Annotated in this window: 33 protein-coding genes and 1 pseudogene; 5 read left to right on the top strand and 29 right to left on the bottom strand. The window is 69.0% G+C overall.

The window, feature by feature from the left end; genetic code table 11:
• Positions 1-1151: pseudogene (locus A6302_RS11100) on the bottom strand (hypothetical protein); the annotation flags it as partial.
• 77 nt (positions 1152-1228) lie between these two features.
• On the opposite strand from A6302_RS11100, the gene A6302_RS11095 reads away from it, so the two are divergent.
• Complete coding sequence (locus tag A6302_RS11095; RefSeq protein WP_069307096.1) at positions 1229-1522, top strand: zinc ribbon domain-containing protein; 294 nt, start codon at positions 1229-1231, stop codon at positions 1520-1522.
• On the opposite strand, the gene A6302_RS22905 is transcribed toward A6302_RS11095, so the two are convergent.
• From A6302_RS22905 to A6302_RS11005, 19 genes are all read right to left on the bottom strand, one after another.
• On the bottom strand, positions 1523-1660 hold the full coding sequence (locus tag A6302_RS22905) for a hypothetical protein (RefSeq protein WP_169833562.1): 138 nt from the start codon (positions 1658-1660) through the stop codon (positions 1523-1525).
• A gap of 226 nt (positions 1661-1886) precedes the next feature.
• Positions 1887-2279, bottom strand: coding sequence for a hypothetical protein (locus A6302_RS11090; protein WP_069307095.1), 393 nt, complete (start codon positions 2277-2279; stop codon positions 1887-1889).
• Entirely contained in the window at positions 2279-3244 is a 966-nt protein-coding gene (locus A6302_RS11085) for a phage tail tube protein (RefSeq protein WP_069307094.1), read from the bottom strand. The genes A6302_RS11090 and A6302_RS11085 overlap by 1 nt, the downstream gene beginning before the upstream one ends.
• Before the next feature lie 176 nt (positions 3245-3420).
• Positions 3421-3912 (bottom strand): hypothetical protein, encoded by a 492-nt coding sequence (locus A6302_RS11080; protein ID WP_069307093.1) that lies wholly within the window; start codon positions 3910-3912, stop codon positions 3421-3423.
• A 3-nt stretch (positions 3913-3915) separates the two neighbouring features.
• Positions 3916-4590 carry a DUF6441 family protein gene (locus A6302_RS11075; RefSeq protein ID WP_069307092.1) on the bottom strand — a complete coding sequence of 225 codons (675 nt, stop codon included), beginning with the start codon at positions 4588-4590 and terminating at the stop codon, positions 3916-3918.
• Positions 4590-4904, bottom strand: coding sequence for a head-tail joining protein (locus A6302_RS11070; protein ID WP_069307091.1), 315 nt, complete (start codon positions 4902-4904; stop codon positions 4590-4592). Before A6302_RS11070 ends, A6302_RS11075 begins: the two co-directional genes overlap by 1 nt.
• A 13-nt stretch (positions 4905-4917) precedes the next feature.
• A complete protein-coding gene (locus A6302_RS11065; RefSeq protein ID WP_069307090.1) occupies positions 4918-5940 on the bottom strand; it encodes a major capsid protein in 1023 nt (340 codons plus the stop codon).
• Positions 5941-6035: 95 nt separating this feature from the next.
• Entirely contained in the window at positions 6036-6701 is a 666-nt protein-coding gene (locus A6302_RS11060) for a head decoration protein (RefSeq protein WP_069307089.1), read from the bottom strand.
• A gap of 78 nt (positions 6702-6779) precedes the next feature.
• Positions 6780-7652, bottom strand: a complete 873-nt coding sequence (locus tag A6302_RS11055; protein ID WP_069307088.1) for a S49 family peptidase — start codon at positions 7650-7652, stop codon at positions 6780-6782.
• A complete protein-coding gene (locus A6302_RS25315; RefSeq protein ID WP_069307087.1) occupies positions 7649-8281 on the bottom strand; it encodes a S49 family peptidase in 633 nt (210 codons plus the stop codon). The genes A6302_RS11055 and A6302_RS25315 overlap by 4 nt, the downstream gene beginning before the upstream one ends.
• An 8-nt stretch (positions 8282-8289) precedes the next feature.
• Positions 8290-9930, bottom strand: a complete 1641-nt coding sequence (locus A6302_RS11045; RefSeq protein WP_069307086.1) for a phage portal protein — start codon at positions 9928-9930, stop codon at positions 8290-8292.
• Positions 9930-10169: a hypothetical protein gene (locus A6302_RS11040; RefSeq protein ID WP_069307085.1), complete on the bottom strand. Its 240-nt coding sequence runs from the start codon at positions 10167-10169 to the stop codon at positions 9930-9932. The genes A6302_RS11045 and A6302_RS11040 overlap by 1 nt, the downstream gene beginning before the upstream one ends.
• A 4-nt stretch (positions 10170-10173) precedes the next feature.
• Complete coding sequence (locus A6302_RS11035; protein WP_141703672.1) at positions 10174-12159, bottom strand: phage terminase large subunit family protein; 1986 nt, start codon at positions 12157-12159, stop codon at positions 10174-10176.
• Positions 12156-12893 (bottom strand): hypothetical protein, encoded by a 738-nt coding sequence (locus tag A6302_RS11030; RefSeq protein WP_069307084.1) that lies wholly within the window; start codon positions 12891-12893, stop codon positions 12156-12158. Before A6302_RS11030 ends, A6302_RS11035 begins: the two co-directional genes overlap by 4 nt.
• A 294-nt stretch (positions 12894-13187) precedes the next feature.
• Positions 13188-13721 (bottom strand): hypothetical protein, encoded by a 534-nt coding sequence (locus tag A6302_RS11025; RefSeq protein ID WP_141703670.1) that lies wholly within the window; start codon positions 13719-13721, stop codon positions 13188-13190.
• Between the two features lie 19 nt (positions 13722-13740).
• Entirely contained in the window at positions 13741-14082 is a 342-nt protein-coding gene (locus A6302_RS11020; RefSeq protein WP_069307082.1) for a hypothetical protein, read from the bottom strand.
• 781 nt (positions 14083-14863) lie between these two features.
• Positions 14864-15058: a hypothetical protein gene (locus A6302_RS11015; protein WP_069307081.1), complete on the bottom strand. Its 195-nt coding sequence runs from the start codon at positions 15056-15058 to the stop codon at positions 14864-14866.
• Positions 15055-15357, bottom strand: a complete 303-nt coding sequence (locus A6302_RS11010) for a hypothetical protein (RefSeq protein WP_069307080.1) — start codon at positions 15355-15357, stop codon at positions 15055-15057. Before A6302_RS11010 ends, A6302_RS11015 begins: the two co-directional genes overlap by 4 nt.
• Positions 15354-15665 carry a hypothetical protein gene (locus tag A6302_RS11005; RefSeq protein ID WP_141703668.1) on the bottom strand — a complete coding sequence of 104 codons (312 nt, stop codon included), beginning with the start codon at positions 15663-15665 and terminating at the stop codon, positions 15354-15356. The genes A6302_RS11010 and A6302_RS11005 overlap by 4 nt, the downstream gene beginning before the upstream one ends.
• A gap of 120 nt (positions 15666-15785) precedes the next feature.
• Between A6302_RS11005 and A6302_RS11000 the strand changes: the two genes are divergently transcribed.
• Both A6302_RS11000 and A6302_RS10995 read left to right on the top strand, forming a co-directional pair.
• The gene (locus A6302_RS11000) at positions 15786-15983 is read left to right on the top strand and encodes a hypothetical protein (protein ID WP_141703666.1); all 198 of its coding nucleotides are present in this window, start codon (positions 15786-15788) and stop codon (positions 15981-15983) included.
• A 60-nt stretch (positions 15984-16043) separates the two neighbouring features.
• A complete protein-coding gene (locus tag A6302_RS10995; protein WP_069307077.1) occupies positions 16044-16475 on the top strand; it encodes a type II toxin-antitoxin system HicB family antitoxin in 432 nt (143 codons plus the stop codon).
• A gap of 14 nt (positions 16476-16489) precedes the next feature.
• Here the strand turns inward: A6302_RS10995 and A6302_RS10990 are convergent, their stop codons facing one another.
• The 8 genes from A6302_RS10990 to A6302_RS24455 form a co-directional block, all read right to left on the bottom strand.
• A complete protein-coding gene (locus A6302_RS10990; RefSeq protein WP_069307076.1) occupies positions 16490-18472 on the bottom strand; it encodes a DNA cytosine methyltransferase in 1983 nt (660 codons plus the stop codon).
• Positions 18472-20973, bottom strand: coding sequence for a DNA methyltransferase (locus tag A6302_RS10985; RefSeq protein WP_245294028.1), 2502 nt, complete (start codon positions 20971-20973; stop codon positions 18472-18474). The genes A6302_RS10990 and A6302_RS10985 overlap by 1 nt, the downstream gene beginning before the upstream one ends.
• Positions 20974-20993: 20 nt before the next feature.
• Positions 20994-21128 carry a hypothetical protein gene (locus A6302_RS25310; RefSeq protein WP_280939093.1) on the bottom strand — a complete coding sequence of 45 codons (135 nt, stop codon included), beginning with the start codon at positions 21126-21128 and terminating at the stop codon, positions 20994-20996.
• Positions 21125-22051: a hypothetical protein gene (locus A6302_RS10980; RefSeq protein ID WP_069307075.1), complete on the bottom strand. Its 927-nt coding sequence runs from the start codon at positions 22049-22051 to the stop codon at positions 21125-21127. The genes A6302_RS25310 and A6302_RS10980 overlap by 4 nt, the downstream gene beginning before the upstream one ends.
• Positions 22051-22587, bottom strand: a complete 537-nt coding sequence (locus A6302_RS10975) for a hypothetical protein (protein ID WP_069307074.1) — start codon at positions 22585-22587, stop codon at positions 22051-22053. Before A6302_RS10975 ends, A6302_RS10980 begins: the two co-directional genes overlap by 1 nt.
• A gap of 59 nt (positions 22588-22646) precedes the next feature.
• Entirely contained in the window at positions 22647-23126 is a 480-nt protein-coding gene (locus A6302_RS10970; protein ID WP_069307073.1) for a hypothetical protein, read from the bottom strand.
• Positions 23123-23410 (bottom strand): hypothetical protein, encoded by a 288-nt coding sequence (locus A6302_RS10965; protein WP_069307072.1) that lies wholly within the window; start codon positions 23408-23410, stop codon positions 23123-23125. Before A6302_RS10965 ends, A6302_RS10970 begins: the two co-directional genes overlap by 4 nt.
• A 307-nt stretch (positions 23411-23717) precedes the next feature.
• A complete protein-coding gene (locus A6302_RS24455; RefSeq protein WP_069307071.1) occupies positions 23718-24044 on the bottom strand; it encodes a hypothetical protein in 327 nt (108 codons plus the stop codon).
• Positions 24045-24110: 66 nt separating this feature from the next.
• Between A6302_RS24455 and A6302_RS10955 the strand changes: the two genes are divergently transcribed.
• Together A6302_RS10955 and A6302_RS10950 are read left to right on the top strand one after the other, a co-directional pair.
• A complete protein-coding gene (locus A6302_RS10955) occupies positions 24111-24863 on the top strand; it encodes a helix-turn-helix domain-containing protein (protein ID WP_069307070.1) in 753 nt (250 codons plus the stop codon).
• A 92-nt stretch (positions 24864-24955) separates the two neighbouring features.
• Positions 24956-25381 (top strand): hypothetical protein, encoded by a 426-nt coding sequence (locus tag A6302_RS10950; RefSeq protein WP_069307069.1) that lies wholly within the window; start codon positions 24956-24958, stop codon positions 25379-25381.
• 50 nt (positions 25382-25431) lie between these two features.
• On the opposite strand, the gene A6302_RS10945 is transcribed toward A6302_RS10950, so the two are convergent.
• Entirely contained in the window at positions 25432-26214 is a 783-nt protein-coding gene (locus tag A6302_RS10945; protein ID WP_141703664.1) for a hypothetical protein, read from the bottom strand.
• Between the last annotated feature and the right edge of the window lie 251 nt (positions 26215-26465).

Raw genomic sequence — 26465 nt, 5'->3', positions numbered from 1 at the left:
CGGCCCAGATCCTTCGCCGGCGACTTGGTCGGGACCGGCGGCGTGCCCTGAATGACCGGTTCGGGCGGGGGATCAAGCTTTGCCCTTGCCCTGCGCTCTTCCAGATCGTTGTACCGCATGTTTTCGCGGCGCAATTGCTCGGCTTCGACTTCGGCCTTGTTGTCGTCGGCGTTGATTCCTCGCCGAGGCCCTGCGCGTCGTTCGTACTTCTTGAGAAGCTCAAGCAGTTCAGCATCAGTCTTGGTCGCCAGATCGTCGCCAGAGAGGCCATCGATAATACCCTCGACGACACCAGCCACCTCGACAAGCGAGCGCTTGAGACCGCTTCCGATGATGTCGACTAGGCGCTCGAACCTCTTGTTGAGCTCATCACCTTTCTCGATCAGGTCCTTGTCGATCACGATACCGAGGCTGTGCGCCTCCCGGATCATGTCGCGAACACCGTCCGATCCTCGTGCAATCAGCGAAACGAACTGCTCACCGCCCGTACCACCAAACAACTCGTCGAAAATCCGGATCTGCGCCGCCTTGTCGAGTTCCTCCACACGGTCGATGATCTCGACCAGCAGGTCGGATGGGTCTTTCAGCCGCCCCGCGAGTTCGCTGGCCGTGAAGCCGAGCCGGCGGAAACTGTCGGCACCCGAGCCGCCTCCCGTCTGGATGAACTCGTCGGCGCGAAGCGAAAGTTCCTTGATGCCGTCCGTAAGCGCCCCGACATCGACATTCGATTGCCGTGCGACATAGCCCAGCGCCTGAAATTGCTCGACATCGATGCCAGCCCGCGCAGATTCTGCCTTGAGGTCAGACATCGCGGTCATCGTCGCCCGGAGACTGGCGACGAGGCCCTGAATTCCCTCGGTCACCACCCCCACCGCGAAACCGCCAACAAACGCACCCGCCCCACCAGCGGCCATCGATCGAAGCCCGGCCGCGATTGGTCCGATCCGGCTGCCGAGCCCGGCCAAGTCGTCCTTGGCAGTGCGGATGCCGGCGGAAAGCGCGTGCATGCCAACACCCGGCGCACGGCCGGCCTCTTCAATCTTGCGCAACGCCGCCTGACCCTCGGCGCCAAGATTGCGGAGTTCGGCTTTCACTGCGGCCGTGTTGTTCGTCGCCAGCCGGATCGTGACGTTGCCGCCGGGTTTTGCCATCTGTTGTCTCCGCATATGCCGAATGGTCGTGCTACGATTGGTCCGCTACACAACCGGACCGGGTCGAGGCTGCTCACATGGAATTCTTGCTGACGTTTCTTGGCTGGCTTGGTTTTTCATTTCTGGTAGGCAGCTTTGCCCAGCGCCGGGGTCGGTCCTTCGGCGCCTGGATGATTGTGTCGCTGCTGTTCAGCCCACTGGTGGGCGTGATCATCGTGCTTCTACTTTCGCCGATCGCAGAAAAGACCGAGCCGGCTATCCAGCATCCCGAGGCTTTCAAGCTCTGCCCCCGCTGTGCGGAGAGCGTGAAGCGCGCGGCCCTCGTCTGCCGCTTCTGCGGCCACGAGTTCGGCAACACCCCGAACCCCTGATCACCCCGTTTCGGCCATCCGCCGCCGCGCCCCGGTCAGGAACCCGGCTTCCACTTCCGCCACCAGCCGCCGGAACACCTCCGGCTCCTGCGGCGCCGCGGCGGCCACGGCCGCCAGCGGGTCGAGCCCCGTCACCACGCCGGCAAGCCCGGCCCGGTGCCAGCAGCCCGGCCGGCCCGTCAGGGCGAGGGCGGCGGCGCCGTCGCGGCTTTTCGGCCGGTCCTCGTGTTCCGGGCAGCGGGTTCCGTCCGCCCCGCGTCCGCCCCGGGCGCAGGGCTCGCCGAGTTCCCGGCATCCGGCGCAATACTCTCCGCCACCTCCCCCGCGCCAGTCTGCGAGGCGGCGAACCCTTTTCCCTCGGCGATCACCTCGCGACGTGACCGAAGGCGGCGCCCAGGATCCTGCGCCCGTGGCGCGGGACGGCCACCAGCAGCGCCACCGCGTCCCGGCTCACCTCCACCGGGTTGCCCTCGGCATCCCCGATCCCGTCCCATCCGGTGATTGCCCGAATGCCCACCTCGATCGCCAGCAGGTAGCGCGGCAGGCCGGCAATCGACCCGTCCGCCTCGGCCGGCAGGTCGACGCCGAGGCCGGACAGCACGTCGGCCCCGTCCCGCACCGCCTCCGTCAGCGCCCCGGCCTCGGCTTCGGCCGCCTCCCATTCCACCATCGTCAGTCGGCGCACGGTGACGACGCTGCCCGGCGCCAGCACCAGCGCCGCCGGCGCCAGCAGCGCCGGCGAGATCAGCCGCAGCATCAGTAGGCCGCCACGTCGTTGGTCAGCGTCGCGGTCAGCATCGCCGCACTGGCGCTCTGGGCGCAACGGAAGCCGACCGTCTGTTCGATCCGCCCCGGCCCGCCGATCTCCGGCCCGCCGCGCTCGAAATACGTCGCCGGTGCCGAGAGCACGAGCTTGAGCGACGACGACGTCTGGTAGGTGATCGTCATCGCCGAGGCGGCGCCGGCCAGCGCCAGCTCCTCGTAGGCCCGGTCCAGCCAGCGCAGCCGCAGAGAGCCGGTGAAGCTCGGGTCGGCGCTGCCCGGCGCAAAGCCCGACACCGTGTCGGACCCGTCCACGAAGCGCTCCGCCTCCATCATGTTGTCATAAGTGCCGTCGAAGCCGAGCAGGTTGGCCACCGGCTCCCCGCCGATCGCAAGCACACCCTTGGACGCGGCGAACGGCGCGCGCGCCAGCATCGCCGGCGTGGTGCCGAGATCGAACGACGACGGGTAGGCCGTGTCCTTGCCCATCAGCGCGATCGTCGCCCGCCGATAGCCCGCCTCCTGCCCCAGCTGGAACTGGATCGTCTTGGCGGCCACCCCGGAATGCACCGCCCGCGCCGTGCCGATCGGCGCCGGCAGATGCCAGGTCGGCAACTCCACCCCGCCGGAGGTGAACACGTGGGCGTAGGTCGCGGACCCGGTCGTCACCGGCGCGCCGAACAGCAGTTTCAGCCAGTAGCCGATGTGCCGGAAATCGAGCGGCACCACCACCTGGCCGGACACGTCGGTCAACCCCGGCGCCGGCGCGCCCGGATCGCGCACCGTAGTCAGCGTCTCGCCCAGCAGGTTGTCCGCCTCCAGCGGCCGGGCCGGGCGAAGCCCGAACGAGTAGCAGACGGTCGGAATGTAGTCGCCGCCGCTCACCGCCGCGCCGAAGTCATCCTCCTCGAGGTGATAAAGCCGCAGTTCCTTGCCGTCAGGCTGACGCAGTGTCGGCATGTCAGGATCTCCTAGTTGTCAGAAAACGGCGTCATGCCGGGGAATACTTGCGCAGGAGGCGCGGCAAGCGCGCGCATCCCACCGGAGGGAACCGCAGGCGGGATGCGCCCCTTGGAAGAGTGGCGCGGCAGGCGTGTCTATCCCTCTGGAGGGAACCGCAAGAGGGATGGCCCCCACTAGAAAGGCCGGTTGCTCTGGATGTTCAGCGAGACCTTGACCGTCGCGGCTTTGACTTGCGGCGCGCCGTCAAACACGGTGTTGCTGCGCAGCACCTCGGCCACATCCGCGTCGCCGAGCACCGCGTGCAGCGGATGCTCATCATCAGCCACGGCCGCCGCCAGCGCCTTTGCCGCATCGTGGATCGCGATCAGCCCGGCATCGAAATTCGCAATCCGGCGATCCGTGTCCACGTCCGCCACCGCGAAGTCGACCTCGGCCAGGTGCTCGATCTCGTAGATGTTGCCGCCGGCGTCGCCCGCGCCGATCAGCACCTCGGTCACCCGCCCGTCGCCGTCGGCGAGGTTGGCGTAGATCTCGCCGCCCTCGGCCGGTTCGAACAGCGAGGCCGGCACCGCCCGGTCGCGGTGCACCGGTCCAAGCCCGGCCGCCGTGAACGTTGCCACCAGCGCGGCGTGCAGCGCCGCCAGAACCGTGTCGGTCGTGCTCATGGCCTATCCCTCGTCGTCGAGCGCATCGGCCACATGCCGGGAAACGGACCCGAGCCATTCGGCGCCAAGCTGGGTGCGGATCTTCGCGCCATCAAGGCGCCGCTGCAGGCGCACCTGGCGGACGAGCACGAACATCGGCACGCTGGTCACATTCTTGCCCGCGTCCAGCTCGCCGCGTTTCGCCTGCCGGAAGCCCTTCCGCGACTTTGTCCTGATCGCCCGCAGCACGGCCAGATAGACGCCGGGCCGGGTCAAGGACGGCACGATGTCGAGGTCGATGTTGAAGCTGTTCTCCACCTCTTCCGGCTTCAGCCGCCGCCCGCCCCGGCGTGGCACATGCTCGGTCGGCAGCCACAGGAACACCGAGCCCTTGACCGGCCGGATCGTCGCCCCCTCCTCGAAGGCCGAGACGATCGCCGAGGCCCGGCTGTAGATGTAGCCGGCCGGCGCCATCGACCGGCCGCGCTTCGGGTAGACCTCCGATCGCCAGGTGTTGGCGACCCGCTGGCCAAGCCCGGCCGAGACCACATCCACCCGCAGCCGGCCGACGCCGGCGCGGACCGTGGCCCGCGCCGCCGCCATCATCGCCGTCTCGACGGCCGCGATCCTCCCCTCGACGAAGGCCGGCAGGTTGCCCTCGATCGCCGCCGAGACGAGCGCCCGATCCGAACCCGCCATCACGGCACCTCGCAGGTCCAGATCTGCCGCAGCGGATCCTCGCGCCGCGGTGCCGCACGCACGGTCACCGTCTCGCCGGTCGAAATCACGAATGTCCCGCCCTCGGCCGGCGTCACCTCGCTGGCCCGCACCTTCAGCACCCGCCGCCCCAGCACCGCCCGCCCGTCGCCGAACCCGGCCATGGCGTCCGGCCGGGTCACGATCACGGTGCAGGCGATGCCGGCCTCTTCGCCCGGCGGAATGTAGGACGCCGGAACGCCCCACATCCCGAACTGCGCGGCGTTGTGCGCCGCGCCGAGGTCCGTGCGTGCCATCGCCGCCGGGCCGTCAGGTCCGCTTGGCGCGGTGCAGCGCCTGCGGCATCACGCACACCGGCAGCGGGTAGGAGTACATCTCCGGCTGCACCCACATATTCCGGTCGCGGTCGTAGACCATCCAGGAATAGAACTCCCTGCCGAGTGTGTTTGCGAAGTCGAACGGCTCGGCCGGGGCGAAGGCCATCGGGAAGATGCCGGCGTTGAGCGGGAAGAATTTGCACTTGTCGGTGCCGATCGCCACCGTCGAGCCGTCGTCCGTTCCCCGGTAGTTGACGAAGGTGATGCCGCCGAAAGTGAACTGCTCGAAGGCGTTGCCTTCCCGCAGACTGGCCGCCATCTGGGTGTTGAGGAAGGTCTCGCGCACCTCCGAATGCGCCGTGAGATCATCCCAGAAGGCATCACCGCAAAGGCCGACGATCCGCACCGCGTTGCCGCCCATGCCCTTGAGGCCGCGGGTGATCGAGCGCACCACCTCGTTGCACTTCTTGCGCACCACGCCGGAGGCCGGCGCGGCGTTGTCGAGGTCGAAATCGAGCTCCGCCGGGATCGTCTGCTGGAACTCGGTCGCCCAGTTGTAGAGCGGGGTGCCGTCGGCATCCGTCACCACCCCCTGCACCATGCCGAGCAGCATGTTCTCCCGGGTCAGTTCCATGTCGGCCCGCATCAGGGAAAGCCGCCGAGCCACCTCGACCTGTACCTGCTCCAGTTCAGTCTCGGAGCCAAATGCGCGGATGTTCTGGATTTCCGAAGACTGGATCGTCGACGACTGCGCCAGCCGCAGCGTCTGGAACGACCGGGCGGTGCGCAGTTCGCGGGCCTTCTGCTTTGGCGGCGCGCCACGCGGGCTGGTCTGGATCAGCGCCGGCGCGTTCGACCGCTCCTCGATGAAGACGTCGGTTGTGCGGACCGGGGTCGGCACGTAGAGCCCCGGCAGCGAGGAGAGAAACCCCGGCACATAGCCGATCTTGTCGACGGCCGCCGTCAGGCTCACAGCCGAGAAGACATCGTTCTTGAAGACATCCATGGTCGCCATGGCGTTGATCCTTGTCATGAGGGGCCGGCGACCACGCCGGCTTGGGAAGGGGAAAGGACGAAGGGGGCCGGCCGCGCCCTGCGGCCGGCGAAAGGTCAGCGCAGGATGATGCCGCGCTGCGAAAGCTGGTGGCGCGCCGCGGCCTTCTCGCCGGCGGTCATCCCGGACGGCCAGGTCACGTCCGCCTCGCAGATCTCGCAGTCGCGCACGAGGCCCACGCCACGCACCGCCGCGTCGGTCGCGTCATAGGCGTCATAGGCAAAGCCCGCGGCATATTGGCTGCCGTCGGTGCCGTCATGGTCGAAGGCGACCCACACGACGTCGGCCGCGTCCAGCGTCAGCGTGATGTCGAAGCCGTCGCCGACGATGAAGTCGGACGAACCGTCGGCGATCGCGAACTTGATGTCGTCGGTGAAGGCGGAGCCGACCGCCACGTCGCCGAGCACGTTGCCGTCCGGATCCTCGACCCGGAACGTGCCGCCGTTGCTGGCGGCGGTGATGCAGCGCACCGTGTAGACGCCGGGCTTGGCTCCGGGCAGCACCGGCGTGGTCGCGTCCATCGTCAGCGTGCCGTTGCCGGTGTTGCCGCCGCTCTTGGCGGCAGACACGGCCGTCAGCGCGTCGCCGTAGAGCGCCGCCAGCACCTGGCCGGCGGCGACAACCTCGCCCTCGGCAATCACCACCTCGTCGCGCGAGCGGAAGTTGTTGGCCTCGCTCACGATGAAACCGCCCGCGTGGCGGGCCTCGGTCAGGGTAACCATCGGGAAGTCTCCAGTTGGATGTCAGGTCAGATCAGGGCCGCGCGGCTGTCCGCGCGTCGTGAAGATCAGAAGCCGGGGTCAGCGGGGCTTGGCGCCGGGCACCTTGGCAAAGGCCTTGTCCCACGAGGCTTCGGCCGCCTTCTCCCCGCCGGCCGGCGCGCCGCCGCCGCCGCCGAGCGCGGGCGTGCGCCCGCCCATCGCCTCCGCAAGACGGCCGCTCTTCGGCGCGGCAGCAAGCATGTCCTTGGCCTCGCCATAGGTCAGCTTCTTCGCCTGCACCTTGGCGGCGAGTTTGCGCGCCAGCGCCTCGCGGCCCTTGGCCTGGGGCGAGGTGGCGAGCGCGACGGCGGCCATGGCACCGGTGGCGGCGGCCTTCGGCTCCTCGTCCTCGCCTTCCGCCGCTTCCTCCTCCGGCTCATCGTCTTCGGCGGCCTTGTCCTTGGCCATCTCGTCCTCGTCGTCGTCCTCGCCGTCCGCCGCTTCCTCCTCCGGCTCCGCGCTTTCGGCGAGCTTCGCCAGCGCCTTGAGCTTGGTCTCGGCGTCATCCTTGCCGGCGAGGATCGCCGCCATCTTGGTCTTCACGGCCATGTCGGCCTCCTGTTCGGTTGCAGATGATGTGGCCGCGGGATCGGCCGGGGTTCCCGCGCCGGCCACAGGTCCGGCGTCGGGTGTTTCGCCGCGCACCAGCGCAGCAAGAGCAGCAAAGGCCTCCTCTTCGGAGGCAATGGCGTCGATGAAGCCGCCGGCCAGCGCGGCATCGGAATGCGGAATCACGGCCGCCTTGGTGCCGAGCACCGCCTCGCGCGAAAGCCCGCGCCGCGCGGCGACATGGCCGACGAAACGCTCGCCGGTCCAGTCGACCATCTCCTGCAGGGTTGCCCGCGCACTGTCGGACAGCGGCGCCGACCAGCTGCCGTCGTCCTTTTGGTCGCCGAACTTGATCGCCGTCACCGTGCGCCCGCCTCGGCGAGCGCCTTGGAATACTCGGCATGCATGATGATCACGCCGATCGAGCCGACCAGGCCTTCCGGCGCCGACACGACCTTGTCGCAGGAGACGATCGCCCAGTATCCGGCCGACAGCGCGGCCGACCCGACGAAGCCATGCACCGGCTTGCCCGCCGCACTCACCTTGCCGATCGCCGCGGCGAAGCTCTCCAGCCCGTCGACCAGCCCGCCCGGCGTGTCGAAGCGCAGCATCACCGCGCCGATCGCCTCATCGCCTTCGGCTTCCTGCAGCATCATCGTCAGCCGGTCATAGCCTTCGACCCAGACATCGCCGTCGTACCAGCAGATCGCCCGGTCCATCAGCGGCCCGCGCACGTCGATCACCGCCACGCCGTCCGCCACGATCAGGCCGGAGGGCCGAACGATCGCCCGGCCGCGCAGATAGGTCGGCGTCCACGCCGCGGGCTTTTCGGCCGGCGCCTCGTCGCCCCGCCCCAGCAACCGCGCCAGCAGCGACCGCTCGTCGCGCCTGCGGTCGTCCCGCAGGATCATCTCCTGCACGCCCGCCGCGCCCTGCGGCGCAAGCGGGATCGGGCGGCCCGTGAAGGCCGCCAGCGAAGGATGTCGGGTCATGGGTGTCCTCAGATCTCGCCGGGGCGGCGGTCGGCGTTGGGATCGTCGGTCGGCGCGATCACCGACGGATCGACAGCGCTGGGGCGAAGGCCGAGGCTGGCCAGCATCGCCTGTTCGGCGGCCAGCTGCGGCAGCACCGTGTCGATGTCGCCGCCCTGTTCGGCGATCTCGCGCTCGAGCGTCGAGATCATCGCCTCGATTCTCATCTGCGAGGCCTGCGCTTCCTTGACCGGATCGACATAGCCGCGCGGCGGGCCGATCCAGTCGGCGCGTACATAAGCCGCTGGCGCGTCGTAGAAATCCGGGGCGCCGGCCGGGACCGTGAGCCGTCCGCTGTCGATCGCATCCTCAAGCCAGGCCGTATAGAACGGCTGGGTAAAGCTGTTGATGATCGTCGCCCGCAGCACGTTGATCCGCCGCCACACCTCGTTCAGCGCCGCCCGCGCCGAGGAATAGTTGGTCTTCGACCAGTCCATCGACAGCTGTTCGTAGGAGAGGCCGATCGAGGCCGCGAGCTTCTGGAGGAACACCGCCTGGAAGGCCGGAAATCCGGAGGTATTGCGCGCCTGGGTGTTCATCTCCAGCTTGTCCGTCGGATGCATCATCAGGAACCGGGTATCTTCATAGGTCGGCCGGTTCTTGTAGAATTCCGCGCGCTGGGTGTTGAGCGCCCCCCAGTCCATTTCGCTCTCGTCGGCGCCCAGTAGCTCGGCCATGTAGTGGTTGCCGAACTCCGAATAGATCGCGCCGGTGATCGTTGCGTTCAGCGCGGCGGTCCGCACCTCCGCCTCCGAGTAACGCGACAGCATCCGCGTGCTGACGAGTGCCGAGACGAGACCGGAAATGCCCCGGCTCTGGTCGGCGCGCCCCATCTCATAGGCATGCAAAACACGCGGCCGTTCCCAGTCTCCGATCTGTTCCCACCGCGGCACCCGGTCCCAGGTGAAGGCGTCGAGCGAACCGGCCACGTCGCCGGGGTGCCGCCGCCGCAGGTAATAGGCCACCGGCGCGCCGTCGTCGTCGAGCTCCACCCCGCCGCGCAGATGATCGTCGTCCATCCGCCCATCGGGATTGGACAATCGGTCCGGGTCGATGATCTGCAGGCAGGTCGCGAACGGCCAGCCCGCGCGCGGCCGCCAGTGCAGCACCGCCACCGCCTCGCCGACCCCGACCATTTCCCGGAACGCAAGGCCAACCATCCCGGCAAACAACAGCCTCCGCTGCACGTCGCCGCGGAACGTCGGATCGTCGGCATACTGCCGCCACGCCGCGTCGATCTCGCGGCCGAAGGCCTTTGCCGCCTCCACCGAAATCCCGAGGCCCACCGGGTCGGGCTTGGCCGAAAGCCGGAAGGTCGCCCCGACCGACATGTCGGTCAGCCGGTTGACCGCCGATTGCGCCCAGCCCTCGTTGCGGATCAGGTCGCGCAGTCGCGCCACCGTCACGTCGCGCTCGGCGAGCCACGCCGCATCCGCCGACAGCAACGGCGGCAGATAGCCGCCCATCGCCTGGCTGCCGAGATCGGCCGCGGCATAGTTGCTGCGCGCCGTGAACCCGCCGGCATAGCCGCCAGCCGACGCCAGCCGCGCCGAAGCCCCCGTCGTGTCGCCCGCCCGGACGCGCACAACGGGCTTTGCCGAGGCCGCCATCAGAAGCGAGATCCGAAGCGCGGACGCAGCGGGCCGACGCCGATCTTTTCGCCAGTCAGGGCCGAGAGCTTGCCGCGCAGTTTCAGGATCTCCCGGTCGATCTCGTCGGTGGTGACTGCCACGAACTCGACCGACCCGGTGTCCGGATAGGCCGATTTCTGCACCTGTGTGCCCGCCAGCCGGTCAAGCTTGGTCGCCTCCAGCCGGGCGATGGCGGTTCGGATCTCGTCAGCGGTCATGGGGTCACCCGTTGAGCGCCGCGAGCGCGGCGAGTGCGTCGGTCATCTTCGACTTGCCCGGCCTGGCCTCCGCCGGATTGGCGGCAGGAGCCTCGGTCGCCGCAGGCGAGGCCGGCACCGGAGAGGGTCCAAGCGGCAGGTCTTCGAAATCGAGTTGCGCGCCGGCCATCGGCGTCTCGCGCTCGGCTTCCATCCGGTCCCAGAACTCGTCGGACTGCTGGTCGCCGGCGTAGCGGTAGAAGGCCGCAAAGGAATAGACGAAGGTGTCGAGCGCTTCGTTGCGCTCCTCCACCGTCACCCACTCGTATTCGATGAAGCCGCTGCGCCGCTTGATCGGCTTGCGCCGCTCGGCTGTCAGCATCCGGTAATAGTCGTCGCCGAGGAACTTCGGGAAGGCGATGTATCCGGGCGAGACCGGATCGTCCTTGCTTAAGTTGTGATAGAGCCGGAGCTTGATCCCCGACGTGCCGACGTTGAAGAACCGACCGCCGTGTTTCCGCACCTTGCCGGCCTTGGTGTATTCCTTCTTGACGAAGGCGAGCGTCGGTTTGCCGTCCTTGCCGACGCCGCGCACCACCATCACCAGCGAGGCCGGCTTGCGCTTGGCCCAGGCGAGCACGTCATCGGTGCGATAGTTGCCGTCGATCGCGATCCGGTCGAAGCCGATCTGCCGGCCGGCGCAGTTGCGGAAGGTCCGCGTCGTCAGCCTGTCCAGCGCCTCGGTCGCCTCCGGGTCGCCGATCTCGTGCGGGATCACCCCGTAGTCGATGACACAGGCACCCCGGTTGCGCGTCCAGGCGTTCGCCTGCCACTCGATCCGGTTGCCCTGCACGTCGATGCCGCAGGTGACCACCAGGCCGCCGGCCGGGATCGTGCCGCGCGCATGACCCAGCTCGTCGCCGCGCCGGCGAAGATCTTCCCAGGCCGGCGCCTCGCCGGTCGTCACGAACGCCTCGCCGACCACGTCGTTGAGGAACGTCTGTTCGGCGCCTGCTTCGCCCTTCGCCTTCAGCCATTTGTAGGCAATCCGCGCCAGCGACTGCAGCGCCGAATACGCCGACCACAGGAAGAATGACCGGTGCCGCGCCTTCATTTCCGGCCGGCGCGCCACCCATTTGCCCCGCCGCACCATCGCCCGGCGATGATGGTCCTCGATCGCGCAGCCGCAGGACACGCAGTCGAAATGCGCATCCTCCAGATGCCCGGCCTCGATGTTGGCCTTGAGGTTGTCCCACTCGAGCACCTGATAGGTGTCGCAGTGCGGACAGGGCACCTCGTAATATTCCTGACTGCCTTCCTCGAAATTCTTCGTGATCCGGCAGCCGGGCATCACCATCGGCGTCGAGATCTTGAACACCTTGGCGAACTCGACCGCCCACGACCGGCTGTCCGCCTGGGATTCCGGATCGCCCGCGTCGTTGTTCGACCACTTGGCAAGATCGTCCTGCACCTGGCGGGCGACTGTCATCTGCGACAGGCCCGCCGCCGAATTGGCGCCGGCGATCTGAAGCGTCGCCAGCCCGTCCCGGCGCTCCTTGCGCATCGTGCTGTCGGAGGCGTCCTTCGCGCTCGCCGGAAACAGCCGGCGCACCAGCGCCGTGGAATCCATCAGCCGCTTGAGCTTCATCCGCGACCAGCGCCGCCCGTTCTCCTCGGTCGGGTGGACATAGAGCATGTCCCCGGCGTCCATCGTCAGGCTGCCGAGCGTGAAGATGTTGGCGAGCACCGTGCCGCCCAGCTGCGCCGACTTGCGGAAGGTCACCGTGCCGCAGGGATCATCCGGCGACAGCGCCTTGAGGATCTCCGTGAAGAACGGAAACAGGTCCGGATCGTAGGGTCCGGGAAACGACGGGCTGTCCGTGGTGGTAAACACCACATTGTCGACCGCCCATTTCTCGTAATCGATCGGCGGCGGCGGGGTCAGGACATCCGCCAGCGCCTCCATGGCGATCCGCTCGGGATTGGCAAGCCGGATCATCGGCGCATTCATGCCGGTTCCACCTCGTCGATCTCGTCTTCGGCCAGATCCGGGGCCCGCTCCGGGACCATGCCGACAGCATCGTCCGTGTCACTGACATCGATGCCGCCGCTGTCGAGCACGGTCTCCGGCAGCGCCAGGGCCTGATCCCGGATTTCCCGCGCCGCCCGCTCGCGCACCTTCCGCAGCGACCCCTTGAGCGCAAACGTGATGTCCCGGTTCGTCAGCGTCCGGCCCTCGTTCGCCGCGGCACCCGCCGCCGCCGTGACCTCGCCGGCCATGTCAGAGATCGCGCCCTCGAACAGCGTCAGCATCCGCGCCGCGACCTTGACCGCCTCCTCGCGCATCGCGCTCGCCAGCACGTAGCGCCCGGCGCTCGCCGCCCGCTCCTCCGCCTGGCGCTCGGTCTGCATCCGCGCCTGCGCCAGCTTCTCCCGCTTGATCTGCTCCTCGAGGCTGTCCGCCCGCGAAGAGACCGAGGATGAAGAGCCTGTGGATATCGTCGCCACCACCGGCGCCGGCGCATCATCCAGCCGCGTCGAAAGTCCGTTCAGCGAGAATCGCTGGGTCGTGTCGAGACCGGACCTGAGCTGCTCGCGGGCGACATCCACGTCGATTCTCGCCCGCATCCCCTCCCCGACGATCGCCGGCCCGAAGATCTTCCCTTCCGAAATGTACTGCGACACCCGCCCGGCGGAGACGTTCAGCAGCCTGGCGAAATCGCCCTTCGTGACGACCTCCCCCATGCCGCGCACCTCCTTTAGCCGATGCTTGAGGCTCCCCTAAATCCTTGAGCCCGCTGCTAAACCTTGAGGCTCCATTCCCCGCTCTCTCTCCAATCACCCCGCGCCTTCGTCCGCCGCATTGCGGGGGATCGGGGGAAGGACCCGCGCAATCGGGCGGGCCGCGCGGCGGGGCCGGTCGGGTCGGTCGAGGGGTCGGCGATGTCGAGGGGATTGCCAGAAACGACGACGCCCCGGCCGTCGGGCCGAGGCGCATGTCTGGATGTTTGATGAGGAGGCCATCGCGTTGGGCCCCTGTCAAGCGCCACCGCGACGGGGCGACACCTTCCCCCGCACCTTCACGCCGGACCGAGCCGGGTCGAGCGTGCCGCAGAACGCCTCGTCGATCGAGGCCAGCGCCTCGCGCAGCATCCGCCCGACGTATTTGCGGGTGTTCGTGTCGACACCGGCATCACTCACCTTTGCCGTCGGCCATCCGATCGCCACCTCGGTCACGCTTCGCCCTTCGAAGCAGACCGCGCGCACGATCCGGAACGCCGCCTCGCCGACCTGCGCACGGACGCGCTCGACCAGCCGGATCGCCGACACCACCATCGCCGTTGGCTCGCCGCCACCCATCAGGCTGGTGTCGACCTTGACGCGGCCGTAGTCGATCGCCTTCACGCCGCCCGCCTCCGCCGCCTCGATCGTCGCCCGCACCCAGGCCGCGGCCCGAAGCTCCGGCAACCCGATCTCCCCCCGCCGCGCCATGCCTTTCAGCCCGGAGGAGACGGCGATCTCGACGAGGTCCACCTTGCTCGCGTCCCACGCGGCCGGCACCTCGATCATCATCCGCTGCATCATCGCCATCTCAGCCCTCCAATCCCGCAAATTCCATCACCTCGCCGCCCTCGTCGGGGGGCCAGAGGCTCGGCATGAAGATCCTGTCGGCATGGTCGGGCTTGGGCAGGTCGATGCCGCGATGCCGCCAATGCGCCTTCCACGCGCCAAATTCGTTCGATCCGACCAGCACATAGACGAAGCCCACCGCCACGGCCTCCAGCCGTGCCGCCTCCGTTTCGGTCTCGCCGACGGCCAGATTGCGCCGGGCGCTGTCCACCATGGCCGCGGCGATCTGCGGCCCGCGATGCCGGTTGCCGGCCGCGTCCTTGGCGCCGAGGCGGGAAAGCCACCACCAGCGCGCCCACCACACCCGCGACCACGGCGCGAGCGTCCGGTATCCGACCGCGCCGACGGATCGCCCCCGCCTCGTTCCCAGAACTTTTCACGCAGGTAGGTCTTGGCAGCGACGAAGGATTTCCGGCCGTTGCGGCGCTGTTCGCTCACCACGGTGGTGATCGCCTCATCCCGGCTCGCCGCTGCCCGCTCTGCCTCTCCAAGCCCCTTCCAGACCGCGAAGGCCTGCGACCTGCTGTCGTGCCGATGCTTGTCGGAGGCCGACAGCCATCGCTCGAAGAACGTCGCAAACCCCGCCTCGTCGAAATCGCCCGGTGGAGGCCCCCCGTCGCCCCCGCTTCCCCTGTCCGTGGCGCTGCGCTTGCCGTCGGCCCTGTCGTTGCGAAGCGCGCGCCTCTCTCTCCCCCTTGGGGGTTGGGGGGTAGGTTTCAGGCAAGAGCCGTTAAGAGGGGTCGTTAACATTGGTGCCGATGCAGGGCCGGCACCCCCTGCCGGTCCAGGAGCGGCACCCCCTGCCGACCTGTCGGCAGGGGGTGCCGACAGGTCGGCACCGTCCACAGCATCGGCCGCAGCCTCTTCCGGCCCGAAATCAGCCCCCCCGAAAGCCCCCTCGACAAACCCGTCGAGGCCCATCTCGTCAGGCGGCGGCAGGTCGTCGCCGGCCTCATCCAGCAGCAACGTGGCGCCGGCCGCCGCCATGTCGGCCGCAGTCACGTCGAGGCGCACGCGATACCAGTGCGCCGCGTCGCCGCCGCTGTGGCGCGTGCCGGTGCGCTTCTCCAGCCACCCGGCTTCCATCAGCCGCCGCAGCGCCGACTGGATCGTCGAGCGGGCGCAGGCAAGCTGCCGCGCATGGTGACCTGACTGCGGCGACACCAGCCAAGCTCGTTGGCGTGGATGCCGAGCAGCGCCAGCACCTGCAGGTCGCGGCCCTCCAGACGTGGATCGACCACGGCGCCGGCGGGAATGATCGAATAACGCGGCCCGCTCATGACACGTCGTCCCGTTGCATCTTGTCCAGTTCGGCCGCCCGTTCGGCCTCGAAGGCCTGCCGGGCGGCGATGAATGCCCTGAAGTCGTCGGCATGGCGGCGCACGAAGGACAGCGTGCGCCCGATGGCGTCCATCGCCTCGATCTCCTTGTCGGCCGCCGCCTGCGTCATCCTGCCCCTGGCGACGCGATCGGCGAGAAAGTTGGCCCGCCCATCCGCGTGGCGCTTGTGCCAGCTGATCTGGTCGTGGATGGAGACGCGCGGCCCGGCAGGGGCGGCGGGTTGATCCGCTGCGTTCACGAGGTACCCCCGAACAGGTCCGGCGCCTCGATTGCGCCGCGTCGGCTGCGCCGCAGCGGCCGGGCAAAGTCCCGCATCTGCTCGATCACCCGCTCGTATCCCTCGCGCCGCTTGCGCAGCGCCTTGCCAAGGGCCAGACAGCGCGCCCGCTCGCGGGCGATCGTCTCCTGCGCCGCTCGCAGCTGCGCGTCCTGAAACGCCACCTGCGCCTCCAGCATCCGGCGATAGAGATCGGCATTGTCCCGCCGCCGCTCATACGCGGCCCGCGCCCGGCCCAACTCGCGGGCAAGATCGTCGAGGGTGGTCATGGCCAGCACCCCCGCCTCGATGCCTCCAGCGCGCCAATTCTTTCGGACATTTTTTGTCCGAAATCCCTTGACGGGCGGACAAAAATGTCCGATAGTCAATTCATCGAAACGGAGACGGACATGGATAAGCGAGACCGCTTCATCGCCGCCCTCCGGGACGAAGCCAAAGCCAAAAACCTCGGCTTCCGGGTCGAGACAGGCAGAGGCAAGGGCGGCCACGCGATGGTCTGGGTCGGCGAGACATTCACCACCCTCCCCTCCCGCGAGATCGACCCGAAGACGGCCCGGAAGATCAGGAAGGCGCTGGGGCTCGATTGAGCCCCGGCGTCGCCCGCCTCCATCACCGCCCGGACGGGCAAATTGAACGGAACCGCAGAGATGAGAACCTACACCTACCCCGCCCTTTTCGAGCCCGGCGACGATCCGGCCGTCACCGTCGTCAGCTTCCCGGACGTGCCGGAGGCTATCACCGAGGGCACAGGCGAAGCGGAGGCCCGCGCCAATGCCGCCGATGCCCTCGGGCTGGCGCTGCTTGCCATCCTGCGCGCTGGCCGGACGCTCCCCGCCGCCTCGCCGGCGCCAGCGATGCCGCAGATCGCGCCCGAACCGGAGGTGGCGGCCAAGCTCGCCGTGATCGAGGCGTTTCTCGCCGCCGACATCACCCGCACCGAACTCGCCCACCGCCTCGGCATCGACGAGAAGGCCGCCCGCCGCATCCTCGACCCGATGCACCCAACCAAGCTGCCGACGCTCAGTGCGGCGCTGGCGGCGATGGGGCAGCGGCTGGTGATCGGCGTCGAGGCCGCCTGAAAGAAGAGGGCGCATCACTCCGCCGCCTCCCCGAACGCGAACATCTCCATCGGCTTGGCCGTCCGCTTCCGAACCGGGGCGGACACTTCGCGCGGCTGGTAGTTGGCCGCCACCAGGTCGCGGGCCTCCGTCGGGCAGACGGCGTTGCCGCACATGTGCCCCTGCTGCTCCAGCGTGAAGCGGATGATCGAGCCGTCGGCGTCGATGCCGTGGTCGATGATGTAGTCGAGGGGAAATCCGTTGGCGGTGTAGCGCTCGCGCGGCGTCAGCATCCGCATGCAGATGTCGACGATCACGAACAGGATGCCGTCGACATCGACTGTGACGAACTCCCGGTCGTCCCAGCAGCCATGCGCGCGCAGCAGATCCGCCACCTTGCGCGCCTTGGCCTCATGCCCGGCCGAGAAGGGCGGAACGCCGGCCAGCGCCTCGACGAGGCCGAACCGGGCCTTGGCGGTGTCCGTGCGCCCAGGTGCATCGACACTCGCGCCGACTTCGTCCGTGCCGTAGTAGACCGTCATCAGCGGCATGCTGACGAGCGCGTGGTGCTGCCCGCCCGACGAGATCGTCGTTGCCGGCTGGTCCGCCGCTGCGGTGCGCCGCTCGCTGCCGCGCAGCGTCAGCATCGAGACCGCGACAACATTCTGTTGCGTCCCGCGCACCGTCAGCGTCGAAAGCGGCTCGTCGACCGGCTTCGACGGCTGGCCCGGGTGCGTCCCGGCCGAATGCTGCGCCATGAAGGCAGCCACCAGCGAGGTCTTGCCGCTGCCGCCGGCCGTGATCGTCCCCACCGGCTCGGCAACGCCGGAACCGACCGAGTTGCCGAACTCCCGGCAGAGCGAGACCGCGACGAGCGACCCTTCGTTCCCGGTCGGCACCGGCGTCGGTCCGGGCTTGTCGACGGCCAGGTTGCGAGGCTCCTGTCCGTCGCGCTCGCCGTAGCGCGGCACCAGATAGGGGGCAATGACCACATTCTGGTCCTTCGCCGAGGCCGTGAACGTCTGCGACGGGGCATCGGCCGGCCGCGTGCCGCCGCCCTGCTGGGCATAGGCGACGAAGGGCATCACGATCGCGTCGTCGCGTGTTGCGGTCAGGGCCGACAGCGGCATGTCGATCGAGCGGTCGCGCGCCTCGCCGCGGCGGGCCGTGTGGTTCACCTTCACGATGAAGGGACGCCTGCGCAGGACGCGCTTCTGCACGCCCTTGGCGACGCGGGCCATCGTGTTGAACGCCAGCGGCCGCTTGGCGACCAGGCCGAGCTTGGCCTTGATCTCCGCCGAACTGTCGAAGATCGACGGGATCGGCAGGCTGAAATCGATGCAGTCGGCCACGATCGGCCAGGGCTTCATCTCGCCGGCCACGATGCGCGCGGCATCGGCCGCGTTGCCGGGATCGCCGAAATGCCGCTCCGGCCAGACGATCGGCTCGCCGTCGCGGCGCATGACCATGAACAGCCGCTTGCGGATCGTGGCCGAGCCCGACCACCAGGCGCGCCGCTCCCGCCACTCCACCACGTAGCCGAGCGCGCGCCACGCCTCGACGAAGGCCTTGAAGGTCTCGCCCTTGCGCACCGGGCACCGTTTGCCATCTGGCAGCAGCGGCCCCCAGTCGACGTATTCCTCGACGTTTTCGAGAAAGATCACACGGGGCTTCTGCCACTTCGGCAGCGCCTTGACCCAGCCGAAGATGGCCCAGCCGATCCCGCGCGTGGTCTTGTCACCGTCGCGCCGCGGCGCCGCGCCCTTGGCCTTCGAATGGTCGGTGCAGTCGGGCGACATCCACAGCATGCCGATCGGCCTGCCGCCGCACATGCCGACGGCATCGACCGTCGCCACGTCCTGGAGCATGTGCCGCGTGGCCGGGTGGTTCGCCCGGTGCATCGCCAGCGCGAACCGGTCGTGGTTGATCGCGATGTCCGGCGACCGGCCCATCGCCATCTCGTATCCTGTCGATGCGCCGCCGCCACCGGCAAAGCTGTCGATGCTGATCTCGCGCATCACTCCGCCGCCTCCAGCAGGTCGAACAGCGACGGCACCGCCTTCTTCCGCGCCTCGGCCTCGAGATACTTCACCCCATCGAGAAAATACCCGGGGTTGAGTTCGGCGGCGCGGCCGCGGCGACCCAGCGCCAGCGCGCGGACCGGGACGGTGAAGAGGCCGCCGAAGGGGTCGAAGACGAGGTCGCCGGGCGCCGAGAAGCGCGCGATGCAGCGGTCGACGATGTCGAACTGCAGCGGGCAGACGTGCATCTCACGGCCCTTGGCGGCCTGCGAGGTGTTGAGCGTGCGCATCCGGTCCACGTCATGCCACACGTCGGGCCGGGTCGTGCCCGGCCACAGCGACATGAAGTCGGACGGCAGCGTGCCGCGCGCGTCGAGTGCCTCGCCGATCGCGACGTGGGTCTCGTAGTCGTAGACCTCTTCCATCGAGAAGGCCTTGAACACCTTGCCGACCACCTTCGGGTCGAGCGCCGCGAATTCGGCGGCCGTCAGGTTGCGGTTGCCGGAGGATCGCCAGCGGGCGTGCGCGTCGATCTGCCAGCGAGCCCGGCTGTAGCCGGTGCCCGGCTCCGGCGTCAGCTTGCGGTCGAAGGGCACCAGGGCACCCTCGCCTCCGTCGTCGGAAGGAGCCCGGCACAGCGGCTTGTCCTTGGTCACCCGCTCGTCGGCATAGGCGTGGGTGCGGTCGGTCGGAAGCTTGCGGAAGATCAGCAGATACTCGGGCGAGCCACAGCCCATCTTGGTGCTGTCCTTGGCGTTCTCGCTCCAGCCGAGCCGATAGGTCTGGTTGTTCTCGCGCACCACGTCAGTGTCGATCGTGATCATGCCCATGTAGAGAAAACCGTGGCGCATGAAGTGCGCCAGCGTCTTGGCATGAAACGGGTTGACCGTCGGCGTGCCGAAGCCGGTGACCGAGCCGAACAGGATCCTGTCCTTGACGTGGATGCAGGCGTTGCGGCCGGGCTTGAGCACCCGCAGCAGCTCCGGCGTCAGGTGGTCCATCTGGGCGAAGAAATGGTCGTCGTCGTCGGTGTGGCCGAAATCGTTGTAACTCGGCGTGTATTCGTAGTGGTTGGAGAAGGGGATCGACGAGACGATCAGGTCGACGCTGCCGTCCTCCATCCGCCGCGCCTCGTCGACGCAGTCGTTGTTGGCCACCTGCCAGCCCTCGCCGCGCGCCTCGATCCGCTCCACCCCGATCGAGCGGGTGAGCGCCGTGGCCATCGACAGCTGGTCGAGGCCGTAGGTCCGGATGATCTCGCTCATCTTCGTCGCCATCTCCTCGTGCCGCGCCCACTTGTCCTCGAGGTCGCGGCGCGTCTCGCGCAGCGTCTCGGGATAGATCACGTCGACCTCGACGGGATGCGGCTGGCCGAAGCGCTGCAGCCGGTGGATCGCCTGGATGAAGTCGTTGAACTTGTGCCCGACGCCGACGAAGGCGGCCTTGTGGCAGAAGCGCTGGAAATTGCAGCCCGATCCGGCGATCACCGGCTTGGTGGAGAGGATCGGGAACAGCCCGTCGGAGAAGTCGGCGATCCGCTGTTCGCGCTCGTCGAGATCCTGCGTGCCCCAGACCGAGCGCGCGCCCGGGATCGCCTTCTCGATCGCGCGGCGCTCGTCCTCCAGGTCGTGCCAGATGATCCGGTGATCGCCGCTCGGGTCAGCCTTGTCGGCGGCGACGATCCCCTTGAGCTTCTCGATCACCGACGGCAGCGCCAGGCGCCGCTCGCGCGCCTCTTGCGGAAGGCCGCGCGCCCCGTCGCGCACGAGCATCATCTGCCCGTCGCGGTCCACCTGCGTGCCGCCGTCGCCGGCCGGCACCTCGTGCCAGGTCACCTTCAGCGGCGGCAGGTCATAGCCCTCGTCGGAAAATCCGAGGTCGGACGGCTTCTGGATGATCACCGCCCAAGAGGCGACCCACAGCCAGAATTCGCGTTCCTTGTGCGGGTAGAGTGTGAGGTCTCCGGCCTTTGTGCTGTTGCGCTGGAAGAAGCGGGTCAGCGCCTGCCCCGTGTCCATCACGCCGAGGAATCCGGCGTAGTGGATCAGTTCCTTGAAGCGGTTCGGCGAGGGGGTGGCGGTGGCCACGAAGCGGAACCGCACGTCGCGGAAGAGGTCGGTGAACTCCTGATAGGTCTTCGACCCGAAGGAGCGCAGCACGCTCGCCTCGTCGAGGCTGGCGGCCGAGAACAGCTTGGGGCTGACCTTGCCCTCGCGCACGCTCTCGAAATTGGTCACGTAGATGTGGTCGCCGCCGTCGATCTCGGCATCCGAGCGGATGAACTTGAGCGCGACCCGGTGATCGCCCGCCTCATCCGCCACGAACCGCGCGGCGGCCTCGCGAAAGAACTCCTGCCGCACGCCGAGCGGCAGGGTGATCAGCTGCTCGCCGCCGATCCGCCCCCGCAGGATGCGCAGGATCTCCAGCTGGGTCGCGGTCTTGTGCAGCCCGAAACTGGCAAACACCGCCCGCCGCCCGCCGGCCACCGCCCAGCGCACGATGGCGCGGGTGTGGTCCTTCAGGCGCGGATTGAGTTCGGCCGGGTCGACATCGAAGCCGGTCGCCGGCGCATCCTGATCTTCGACTCGAGGAAGGCGCGGTAAGCGTCGGGCGCGGGGGCGGGGGCGAAGCCGGGAGCGAGGATGTCGGTCATGCCCAGCCTTTCCCCGATGCGGCGAGCACCGGACGGTTGCGACGGTCCGGATCGGGCCGGGTGGTGGCGTGACGGTTGGAGGTTGTCGGCAGGGTCATCGACCCGCGCGTGATCGCCTTGCCGGCGAAGAGCCGCAGGCCGCAGGCCCGGCAATAGGACGTGGGAGGCACCACCGGCGCGCCGCAGACGAAGGCACGCTCCGGCCCGGGTGTCGCCGCGCCCCACAGCGGGTTGCGGCACTGCAGGAGACCTGCCGAAAACAGCGTGACGGTCCCCTCCGGCGGCGGCAAGATCTCGGGAAGAACCACGGGCGGCGCGGGCGACGGCTTTTCGGCCCGCGCCGAAGACAAAGGCCGCTCCGGCCGAGGCTCCCGCTCGTCCTTCCGCAGGTTCCGGTCGATGAAGCCGACGATCGCACCCCGGCTCTGCGCGCCGAGCGCCGTGGCGATCCCGGCCAGAGACATCCCGGCATCGAGCCGGCGGCGCACCTCCTGCACCCGATCCTCGAACGGCATGTCGGCCCAGCGGAAGGCAGGCGCGGAAAGGGCCGCGAGATCGGGCGCCACCGGCGCGGGCTCCGCAGGCACGGGAGGCGGAACCGAGGAAGCCGGAGCCGGAGCCGGAGCCGGAACAGCGCCGCAAAGCGCCGCGACCCGGCAGGCGTCCACATTCTCCTCGCGCCACCACAGGCTGCGCCGGCACTGCCCCAGATTGGACGCCGCCGAGTTGACGGAGCCATAGCCAAGACACCGCGCCAAGCTGCGCTTTTCCGCCTCCGGAAAGGCGACGATCAGCCCGGCCAGCGCGTAATGCCGGGCGCGCAGGCCCATCGCCCCGCGCACCACATCCTCCGGCGCCTCGCCGGTGATCCGGCAGGCGGCAAGAATCACCCGGGCAAGGACATGCGGCGAGGGAAAGGACATCAGCCGCCCTCCCCGCCCTGCGCCGGGCGGCGCGCGCCCGTGAACGGCACCACCGCGTCGGCCGAGGGCGGGGTCACCACCCGTGCGGCGAGGCTGCGGATTTCGGCCACCGTGTGCAGCAGGCGGTCGGCATCGGCGAGGATCCGCGCCGCCTCGCGCGGCGTCCACGCCTCGCCGCCCTCCGAGCCCTTCGCCGACGAGCGGATCATGTCGGCGAGCAGCCCGCCCACCTCGTCGGCCACCTCCGCCGACAGCACCTCGGCGGCGCCGCTGTCGGCCGGCGGCAGCGGCAGGAACACGCCGCCGGCCCGAAGCGCCAGATGCTCGGCGCAGGCGGTGGCGCCGAAATGGTCGGTGAGCGTGGCGATCAGCGCGAAGGGCGCCTCGCCGGGGCTGTCCGGATTGGTCCAGGCGTAGACGGTGGAGGCTCCTTTGCCGAGGAAATCGGCGACCGCCTCCACCCCGCCGCAGCCGGCGACCAGCCGCCGGATCGCGTCATGGGAACTCCCGGAAATCCGGGGCTTGACAGCGTTCATAACTTGAACCTCGCGTTCTTGTTGCGGCGCACGCGGGCGTGCGGGAAACTGCGTAGAGATCAGGGGGCCCCGAGATCAGGGCCCAGGAGATCAGGGTCCTTCCGGCCCGGCGGAGAGCGCCGGACGGGCACGAATGAGGGAGGGCGGGCGGTGGTGCGACGGGTGGCGGAGATCGTTGAGGGCGCGAAAGCCGCGATCCTCACAGACAATCTGCAGGCCGAGGCCGGCGAGCCGCGCGTGATCGTCAGTGTGGCCACCTTGATGATATCGATGATCGTCGCCGCGCCGCCGGTCGGGTCATCGAAGGTCAGCGCCTCGACGATCTCGCCGACAGGCACGCGTCGGTGGTAACTGGCCGCGACCGCGCAGAAGATCCGCATCTGCTGCCGCGAGAGCCACGCGCCATCATGGGCGCGCAGCACGAGCCCGCTGTCCGGCACCAGCCGCACCACGTCCGGGCAGGAGGTCATGCCCCCGCCCGACGGCGTCAGCCGGTCGTGCAGCACGATCCTGAGATGCAGGGCGCGGGCGGTCTTCATGGGGCGCGCTCCGGACGGTCCGCCCGCGCCAGCGCCGCAACGATCTCGTCGCGCGTCGGGAGATATTCCTCGTCGCCGATCGCGTCCGCGACCCGCGTGCACGCGGCGCAGAGGTGCATGTCGGCCTGCACCGAGCCGGGGCCGAAGCCGCGGATCGCGTCCTCGGCAAGATCGAACACGCTGGGCAGGACCTCGCAGGTGCGCCACGCAGGGTCGATGTAGCCCTCGAAACGGGCACCACACCCGTCGCAGGAGAATCGGGCCGTGATGTCGCGCAGGCTCATTCGGGGCTCCCGTCAGACGAGAGGACAGGGCGGGCAAGACCATGCGGGGCCGCAGGAGGACACGGCCCCGCCGGCGCGGCGCAAAGGGGTGAGGCGCCGGGCACCGGGTCGGCGCGGGAGGGAGCGCGGCCGACGGCGGGTTGGGAAAGAGGAATCTCGGGAAACGGCTCGAACCCTTGCCCCGGCAGGCTGCACAGGCCATAGGCCTCGCGTTCGCGCGGGCAGGTCGTCAGCCGCGACGTGGCGGCCACCTCGAGGCCGCAGTCGCGGCACACCGCCCGGCCGGCGACAAGGCGAATCGCGCAGCTCATGTCGAGGCCTCAGCGCAAACCCCCTCTCCCCCACGGGGAGAGGGCTGGGGTGAGGGGGTGGCGGCAGGCTCGGCGCAGGCGGGGTGCGGCACATCGGCCGGCCAGTCGAGACCCTCCGGCCAGTTGTCGGAAAACCACTGCATCGCCCGCGCGAACCGGCGCACGCCGATGTCGCTGCCGGCGCGGATGGCGTTCAGCCGCTTGCCGTCCGAAAAGACGCGGGTGGAGAGGGTCGTCTCCGCCGCACGGGTTGCCTGGCAGTAGGCGTCAACGAGGGTCAGGAGATGCTGGATATCACTCATGCCGGACACGATACGGGACATGTCCCGATTTCGTCAACGGGTCATGTCCATATTGGAGCGGATTTCATGATCGGGAATAATCCCGACATGACCGACGAGACCGCCAGGCAGCACAAGGAAGAGGTGACCGCGCGCATCAACGCGCGGCTTGCCGCATGCCGGATCAAGGCGGCGAAGGCGTCGAAGGACGCAGGCTTCAGCGCCGGGCTGATCCGCGACCTCGAGCGCAAGGGAGCGACGCCGAAGCTGGAGACGCTCGCCCAGCTCGCGCCGGTGCTGCGCACGACGCCGGAGTGGCTGGCCTTCGGGCGCGGCGTCGAGGACATCGACAACGCGCCCGGCCGGGAGATCAGCCCCGGCATCTTCGCCCTCGACGGCGACACGATCCCGCCCGACTACACCCGCGTCCCGGTCCAGGGCACGTTGCAGGCCGGTGTGTGGCGGGAGGAGGACGACTGGACGGGGGAAGAGGCGCGCTTCGCGCTGTTCCCGGCCCGGCGGCGTTATGCGCCGGGGGCACTCTACGCGGCGGAAATCCGGGGAAGCTCCATGAACAAGGTCTTTCCGGCCGGCACGCTCGTGATCCTGCAGCATCGCCTCGACCGCGAGAAGGATCTGATCCCCGGCCAGCGCTACCACGTCGAGCGGTCGAAGCCGGACGGAACCCGCGAGCACACCCTGAAGACCGTCTACCGCGAACCCCGTGACGGCAGCATCTGGCTCGTGCCGGAATCGACCGATCCCGCGCATCAGGACTGGATCCAGATCAGGACCTCGCAGGATCTCTGGATCAACTACGTGGGCATGGTCGTCGGCGCCATCCTGCTCGACAACGCCTGACCCACCCCACACCCGCCACACGATGCCCCGTCACTCGACTTTTTCGCGAGGCCGGGTGAAGATGCGCCCCTCAACGCAACCCGGAGGGGAACATGGGCGGCCTCGGTTATGTCGGCGTGATGATCACCTGCCTCGGCTGGCTGATGCTGTTCGTTGGCGGCGGCGACGTCTACAACCTGCATCTCGGCGCCATCGCCCAGTGCGCGATCGTCACCGGCCTGCTGATCATGGTCTACGACGGCGTCGTGCGCGGGGCCGACCGCATCGCCGCGGCGCTTGGCAGGCGCGCCGCTGCGATCGTTCCCATCGAACAGCCATCCACCGGCCCGGACGGTGAGGTCGTTCCGGCGCGCGTCGTCAGCCATTCCGTCGACGCGGACGAATTCGGCGTGATCGTGCGTCGGGGCGACGTGAAAGGCCGGAACTACCGCCAGTATGAAGACGGCTCGGTCGTGGTCGACACCAAATATGGCCCCGAGAAATTCGGCTCGCTGCGCGCCGCCCGGCTGGCCTTCTAGCGCGCCCGACATGGTGCGCCCTGCCCGGATCGGCCGGGCGCACCTGCCATTCACTCCTGCTTCACCCGCTCCGTCGTCAGGTCGAACACGTGCGTCGTCGGCCCGACCGCGAAGTCAATCCGGTACTGGCGCGGGTCGCTGTGCGGAATGCGCGGGCCCTCCTTGGCATCCCGGGCGAACTGGAACTGCCCGCCGTACCACTCGCCGGGCATGATCGTGTTGGTCTGCAGCATCTGGCTTTCCAGCGCCGCCACCGCCTGCTGGCCCTGGACGGCAATCGCGCCCACGGCCACACCACCCGCCGCCGCCACGCCGGCCGCCGCCGCGTTGGCCCGGCCCTGATCCCAGCCTGAATAGGTGAAGGTCCGCGCGCCGTGGCGCCCGTAGATCGTGCCGGTTCCGGAATAATGGCCGGCATTGTTGGCCGCGATCGCCGCGCCGCCAGCCGCCGCCGCGCCGACGAGGATCGCCCCCATGATCGCCTGATTGCGCGCCTCGCGCTGCAGGTCGTCGACGTTGTAGACCCTGACCGGCCGCATGCCGCCGTCCGGCCCGCGCTGATGCACGGTGATGCCGGTGTATTCGAAGGTCACCGGCTGGCCGGAGGAATTGTAGATCGCCGCCACGTAGCTCGGCCGCAGGCCGGGCGCCTGGTTGCGCGTCACCGGGGCGATGATCATCGTGCTGCCCGGCTTCATCGACACCACGGCCGGCAGGCCCTGGCGATAGATCGATTCCTGCCCCTGCCCCGGCTGGAACCTCGTCACCTCGGTCGTCACGCACCCGCCGAGCGCAATCGCGCCGACGACGACCGCAGCCAATCCCTTTTTCATGATTGCCCCATCCCCAGGTCCGCACGGCCCCATGCGCGCGGTTGCCGAAAGACTGCGCACAACCCTCGGCAATGTCGAGCGATTTCAAGCGCCATCCGCAGTATTCGGGATGCGCACCGCAAAAAATGGGACATGTCCGCCTTTCCGGATTGACGCGGATATATCCCGTTTTATGTTCTCCCCACACCCGAGGCCGCCTCCCCCTCGGGTCGGGTGCCCGCCGGACTGGTCTTGCGTGACCGGCGGGCACC

The sequence above is a fragment of the Methylobrevis pamukkalensis genome (genome assembly GCF_001720135.1).
In the GTDB taxonomy this organism is placed as follows: Bacteria; Pseudomonadota; Alphaproteobacteria; order Rhizobiales; family Pleomorphomonadaceae; genus Methylobrevis; species Methylobrevis pamukkalensis.
This window is presented reverse-complemented; position numbering and strand designations above follow the sequence as displayed.

Bases quoted from the DNA above. Each gene is read 5' to 3' on its own strand.
- A6302_RS11095 (WP_069307096.1), top strand. From the start codon at position 1,229: ATGGAATTCTTGCTGACGTTTCTTGGCTGGCTTGGTTTTTCATTTCTG.
- A6302_RS11090 (WP_069307095.1), bottom strand. From the start codon at position 2,279: ATGCTGCGGCTGATCTCGCCGGCGCTGCTGGCGCCGGCGGCGCTGGTG.
- A6302_RS11085 (WP_069307094.1), bottom strand. From the start codon at position 3,244: ATGCCGACACTGCGTCAGCCTGACGGCAAGGAACTGCGGCTTTATCAC.
- A6302_RS11080 (WP_069307093.1), bottom strand. From the start codon at position 3,912: ATGAGCACGACCGACACGGTTCTGGCGGCGCTGCACGCCGCGCTGGTG.
- A6302_RS11075 (WP_069307092.1), bottom strand. From the start codon at position 4,590: ATGGCGGGTTCGGATCGGGCGCTCGTCTCGGCGGCGATCGAGGGCAAC.
- A6302_RS11070 (WP_069307091.1), bottom strand. From the start codon at position 4,904: ATGGCACGCACGGACCTCGGCGCGGCGCACAACGCCGCGCAGTTCGGG.
- A6302_RS11065 (WP_069307090.1), bottom strand. From the start codon at position 5,940: ATGGCGACCATGGATGTCTTCAAGAACGATGTCTTCTCGGCTGTGAGC.
- A6302_RS11060 (WP_069307089.1), bottom strand. From the start codon at position 6,701: ATGGTTACCCTGACCGAGGCCCGCCACGCGGGCGGTTTCATCGTGAGC.
- A6302_RS25315 (WP_069307087.1), bottom strand. From the start codon at position 8,281: ATGACCCGACATCCTTCGCTGGCGGCCTTCACGGGCCGCCCGATCCCG.
- A6302_RS11045 (WP_069307086.1), bottom strand. From the start codon at position 9,930: ATGGCGGCCTCGGCAAAGCCCGTTGTGCGCGTCCGGGCGGGCGACACG.
- A6302_RS11040 (WP_069307085.1), bottom strand. From the start codon at position 10,169: ATGACCGCTGACGAGATCCGAACCGCCATCGCCCGGCTGGAGGCGACC.
- A6302_RS11035 (WP_141703672.1), bottom strand. From the start codon at position 12,159: ATGAATGCGCCGATGATCCGGCTTGCCAATCCCGAGCGGATCGCCATG.
- A6302_RS11030 (WP_069307084.1), bottom strand. From the start codon at position 12,893: ATGGGGGAGGTCGTCACGAAGGGCGATTTCGCCAGGCTGCTGAACGTC.
- A6302_RS11025 (WP_141703670.1), bottom strand. From the start codon at position 13,721: ATGATGATCGAGGTGCCGGCCGCGTGGGACGCGAGCAAGGTGGACCTC.
- A6302_RS11015 (WP_069307081.1), bottom strand. From the start codon at position 15,058: ATGAGCGGGCCGCGTTATTCGATCATTCCCGCCGGCGCCGTGGTCGAT.
- A6302_RS11005 (WP_141703668.1), bottom strand. From the start codon at position 15,665: ATGACCACCCTCGACGATCTTGCCCGCGAGTTGGGCCGGGCGCGGGCC.
- A6302_RS11000 (WP_141703666.1), top strand. From the start codon at position 15,786: ATGGATAAGCGAGACCGCTTCATCGCCGCCCTCCGGGACGAAGCCAAA.
- A6302_RS10995 (WP_069307077.1), top strand. From the start codon at position 16,044: ATGAGAACCTACACCTACCCCGCCCTTTTCGAGCCCGGCGACGATCCG.
- A6302_RS10990 (WP_069307076.1), bottom strand. From the start codon at position 18,472: ATGCGCGAGATCAGCATCGACAGCTTTGCCGGTGGCGGCGGCGCATCG.
- A6302_RS25310 (WP_280939093.1), bottom strand. From the start codon at position 21,128: ATGACCGACATCCTCGCTCCCGGCTTCGCCCCCGCCCCCGCGCCCGAC.
- A6302_RS10980 (WP_069307075.1), bottom strand. From the start codon at position 22,051: ATGTCCTTTCCCTCGCCGCATGTCCTTGCCCGGGTGATTCTTGCCGCC.
- A6302_RS10975 (WP_069307074.1), bottom strand. From the start codon at position 22,587: ATGAACGCTGTCAAGCCCCGGATTTCCGGGAGTTCCCATGACGCGATC.
- A6302_RS10970 (WP_069307073.1), bottom strand. From the start codon at position 23,126: ATGAAGACCGCCCGCGCCCTGCATCTCAGGATCGTGCTGCACGACCGG.
- A6302_RS10965 (WP_069307072.1), bottom strand. From the start codon at position 23,410: ATGAGCCTGCGCGACATCACGGCCCGATTCTCCTGCGACGGGTGTGGT.
- A6302_RS24455 (WP_069307071.1), bottom strand. From the start codon at position 24,044: ATGTCCCGTATCGTGTCCGGCATGAGTGATATCCAGCATCTCCTGACC.
- A6302_RS10955 (WP_069307070.1), top strand. From the start codon at position 24,111: ATGACCGACGAGACCGCCAGGCAGCACAAGGAAGAGGTGACCGCGCGC.
- A6302_RS10950 (WP_069307069.1), top strand. From the start codon at position 24,956: ATGGGCGGCCTCGGTTATGTCGGCGTGATGATCACCTGCCTCGGCTGG.
- A6302_RS10945 (WP_141703664.1), bottom strand. From the start codon at position 26,214: ATGAAAAAGGGATTGGCTGCGGTCGTCGTCGGCGCGATTGCGCTCGGC.